This is a genomic window from Actinotalea ferrariae (assembly GCF_019733465.1).
GTDB lineage: Bacteria > Actinomycetota > Actinomycetes > Actinomycetales > Cellulomonadaceae > Actinotalea > Actinotalea ferrariae_A.
This window is the reverse complement of the sequence record NZ_JACVQL010000331.1, coordinates 1-4,318: the sequence shown is the minus strand read 5'-3', so window position 1 is coordinate 4,318 and position 4,318 is coordinate 1. Positions and strand designations below refer to the sequence as shown.

Genomic DNA, 4,318 nt, shown 5'->3' with positions numbered 1-4,318 from the left:
GGCCCGGACCGCGACGCGCTGGTCCGCGCGGCGATCCACGCCCCCGCGCCCGGCGCGGTCCTCGCCGTGGGCGACGCAAGCGCTGCGAGCGACGTCATCGCACCGGGTGGGACGGCCGTCGGTGATCCCCCGACGGGCGACGTCGCCGCGGATGCCGGCGGCGCGGCGGGTGCTCGGGGCGGCGCCGCGGCACCGGTCCCGCTCCTCGCCGACCGCCCGACCCTCGACGGCCGCCCGACGGCGTACGTCTGCCGCGGCTTCGTCTGCCACCGCCCCACCACCGACCCGTCCGAGCTCACCACCCAGCTCACCCCCTGACCGGCCCGGCGCCCGGCTGCCCGCCCGCCAACCCTTCTCGCCTTCACTGGTGACTTCGCGTCGCCATGTGACGCCAGGTCACCAGCGAAGGCTGGATCGCCCGTGAAGTGCGCGCCGGCGGGTCCCGGCTGCCCCCGGTGGCTGAAGGATCTGCCGATCGCTGGTGACTTCGCGTCGCCATGTGACGGGAAGTGACCAGCGATGCCCGGGCGCGGCCGGCACGAGCAGCCGACGCCACACGCGCGCCCTTGTGGATGACGCGCTCCTCCACAGGACGACGCCGGGGCCGCACCGACGGCGACGCCCTGCCGCGAGACTCCGGCCATGCGCGATCCCTCAGCCGTCCGCTCGCTCGCGATCGACGACGTCGTCAGCACGCGCCGGCTGCGTGACGCGGGCCTGGCCGCCTCCTGGATCGACCGCCAGGTACGCGAGGGGCGGTGGCAGCGCCTCCACCGGGGCGTGCTCGTGGTCCACTCGGGCCCCGTGGCATGGCGAAGCCGCGCGCGGGGCGGGCTCATCTACGCCGGTGAGGGTGCAGCACTGAGCCACCACTCGGCGGCGTTCCTCCAGGGTGTCCTCGACAAGGCGCCTGCTGTCGTGGAGGTCTCGGTGCCCGGGTATCGGAAGGTGCGCCCGTCGCCGGGCCTGCGCATCCACCGGCGGGCAGACGTGTCAGCGGTCGGGCGTCTGCCGGTGACCGACCGAGGCACGACCGTGCTCGACCTGCTGCAGGGCGCCGACTCCACCGACGACGCCGTCGGGTTGCTCTGCGCCGCGGTGCGTGCGCGGACCAGCCCGCTCGAGATCCTCGACGCCCTCGCGCGGCGCGAGCGCTTCGGCCCGCGCGCGCTCGTCCTCGACGTCATGGCCGACGTCCGAGCGGGCGTCGAGTCGCCCCTCGAGCGCCGCTACCACCACCAGGTCGAGCGTCGCCACGGGCTCCCGCGCGCCGAGCTGCAGGCGAGGGGCGTCATCGACGGCCGATGGATCCGGGCGGACTGCCGCTACGTCCGCTACGGCCTCCGCGTCGAGCTCGACGGCGAGCTCGCGCACCCCGGCGGCCGCACCGACGACGACGTCTGGCGGGACAACGCCCTCCTGCTCACCTACGGCGACCTGACCCTGCGCTACCGCTGGCGCCACGTCGCCGGGATCCCGTGCCGGACCGCCTCGCAGGTGGGCACCGCGCTCGGCCGGCGCGGCTGGACCGGCCGCCTGCGCCGCTGCTCGCCCGCCTGCGCGCTCTGACGCCAGCGCCTGCCGCCGGTGACGCCACCGTCGGGCTGCGAGTCGCGAACGCGGCGCTCACTGGTGACCTGGCGTCGCCATGTGACGCCAAGTCGCCAGCCAAGCGCGCGTGCGCGCGACGCGCCGGTCGTCGCGGCTGCCTGCGTGGGAGCCTCGGCCGTTAGCTGGTGACTCGGCGTCGCCACGTGACGCCAGGTCACCAGCCAAGGGCGGATGCGCGCGAGGCGCCGGTGATCGGCGCGGCTGCCTGCGGGCGAAGACACCGGGCGTTAGCTGGTGACTTCGCGTCGCCATGTGACGCCAGGTCACCAGCGAAGGCCGGCGGGCTCGAGGAGCGGGCCGGGCTCGGGGTGCGGCGCGCGCCCGCGGGCCGGGTAGGGCGGGCCGCGGGCCGGGCGGGCCGGGCCGCGCCCCAGGCCTCGCACGCAGCGCGTTCTCACAGGGGGTGGGGCCGGGGCGTGCGGGGGGTGTTCCGCAGGGGTAACACGGCGGCACCACGGCCGGAACACCGGCTGCCTAGCGTCGTGCGCAGCCGGTGGGAGCCCGGACCACGACCCAGGAGGCAGCGATGACCGCGACGCTCGAGCACGGCACCCAGCGGCGCGGGGGGTGGATCGACACGTGGGACCCCGAGGACACGACCTTCTGGGCCGACGGCGGCCGGCGGATCGCCCAGCGCAACCTCTACCCGTCGATCTTCGCCGAGTTCCTCGGCTTCGCGGTCTGGGCCTCGTGGAGCATCGTCGTCCCGCAGCTGGCCGACGCCGGCTTCGCGCTCACGGTCGACCAGCAGTTCTGGCTGATCGCCGTGCCGAGCCTCGTCGGCGCCACGCTGCGCATCCCGTACACGTTCGCCGTCCCGCTGTTCGGCGGCCGCAACTGGACCATCGTCAGCGCGCTCCTGCTCCTCCTCCCCGCGGGCCTGCTCGCCTGGACCGTGGGCAACCCGGACACGTCCTTCGGGATGCTGCTCCTCGTCGCGGCCCTCGCCGGCCTCGGCGGCGGCAACTTCGCGTCGTCGATGGCGAACATCTCGTTCTTCTACCCGGAGCGCGAGAAGGGCAAGGCGCTCGGCCTCAACGCCGCCGGCGGGAACCTCGGCACGGCCGCCGTCCAGCTCGCGGTGCCGCTCGTCATCGGCACGGGCGCCGCCATCGCGCTCGAGCGCGCGGGCCTCATGTTCATCCCGCTGATCCTGCTCGCCGCCTTCCTCGCCTGGCGCCTCATGAGCAACCTCACGACGGCGAAGGCCGACTACAAGGCGTTCGGCGCGGCGGTGCACAACCGCCACACCTGGATCATCGCGTTCCTCTACATCGGCACGTTCGGCAGCTTCATCGGCTACTCGGGCGTGTTCCCGACGCTGCTCAAGGGTCAGTTCCCCGAGGTCGCGCTCCAGATCGCCTTCCTCGGCGCACTCGTCGGCTCGCTCGCGCGGCCCGTCGGCGGCATCCTCGCCGACCGCTGGGGCGGTGCACGCATGACGATCGCCTCGTTCGCCGTCATGGCACTCGGCGTGCTCGGCGCGGTCGCGGCGCTGCGCAGCCACAGCTTCGGCCTCTTCCTCGGCTCGTTCCTCGTGCTCTTCGTGGCGACGGGCGCGGGCAACGGCGCGACCTACCGGATGATCCCCGCGGTGTTCCGCGTCGGCGCCACCACGCCCGAGCGGCTCGTCCGCTCGCGCAAGGCCGCGGCCGGCTGCATCGGCATCGCGGGTGCGATCGGCGCCTTCGGCGGGTTCCTCATCCCGCGCGGCTTCGCCGTCTCGAGCGACCTCGCCGGGTCCCTGGAACCCGCGCTGCTCGTCTTCGTCGCCGTCTACGTCGTCATGGGCGCGGTCACGTGGGCGGTCTACACGCGGCCGTCGGCGCCCATGGCCGCCGCAGGGATCTGATGACGGCGACCCACTGCCCGTACTGCGCGCTGCAGTGCGCGCAGACGCTGTCCCCGCCCGACGACGCCGCCGCGGCGGTCGGTGCGCCCGTGACCGTGGGCGGCCGCGACTTCCCCACCAACCGCGGCGGGCTGTGCCAGAAGGGCTGGACCTCGGCGCAGGTGCTGCGCGCCCCGGACCGGCTCACGACGCCGCTCGTGCGCGGCGTCGACGGCGTGCTCCACCCCGCGACGTGGGACGACGCGCTCGACGTCGTCGCGGACCGGCTGCGCGCGATCCGGTCCGCGCACGGCCCGGACGCCGTCGGCGTGTTCGGCGGGGGCGGTCTGACGAACGAGAAGGCGTACGCCCTCGGGAAGTTCGCGCGCGTCGTGCTGGGCACGCGGTTCATCGACTACAACGGGCGCTTCTGCATGGCGAGCGCGGCGGCCGCGGCCAACCGCGCGTTCGGCGTCGACCGCGGGCTGCCGTTCCCGCTCGCGGACCTCGGCGGCGCGCAGGCCGTGCTGCTGCTCGGCTCCAACCTCGCCGAGACCATGCCGCCGGCCGTCGCGCACCTCGCCGGCACGCGCGGTGCGGGCGGGCTCCTCGTGGTGGACCCGCGCCGGTCCGCGACCGCGACCCTCACGGACGACGACGCCGGCCTGCACCTGCAGCCGATCCCCGGCACCGACCTCGCGGTGCTGCTCGGGCTGCTCCACGTCGTCCTCGTCGAGGGCCTCGCGGACGAGGCGTACCTCGCCGCGCGCACCACGGGGGCCGACGACGTCCGTCGCAGCGCGGCCGCGTGGTGGCCCGAGCGCGTCGAGCAGGTCACGGGCGTGCCGGCCGACACGCTGCGCGGGGCGGCACGCC

At 75.2% G+C, this 4,318-nt stretch carries 3 protein-coding genes and 1 pseudogene; all 4 read left to right on the top strand.

Features of this window, described 5'->3' with window-relative positions; translation table 11 throughout:
* Positions 1-318, top strand: a pseudogene (locus tag ICW40_RS19140) (N-acylglucosamine 2-epimerase); the annotation flags it as partial.
* Between the two features lie 324 nt (positions 319-642).
* Entirely contained in the window at positions 643-1,569 is a 927-nt protein-coding gene (locus tag ICW40_RS19135; RefSeq protein WP_221655580.1) for a hypothetical protein, read from the top strand.
* Positions 1,570-2,137: 568 nt separating this feature from the next.
* Entirely contained in the window at positions 2,138-3,463 is a 1,326-nt protein-coding gene (locus ICW40_RS19130) for an MFS transporter (RefSeq protein ID WP_221655579.1), read from the top strand.
* Positions 3,463-4,318, top strand: an 856-nt coding sequence (locus ICW40_RS19125) for a molybdopterin oxidoreductase family protein (RefSeq protein WP_221655578.1), incomplete at its 3' end; no start/stop codon positions are given. The genes ICW40_RS19130 and ICW40_RS19125, both read left to right, overlap by 1 nt.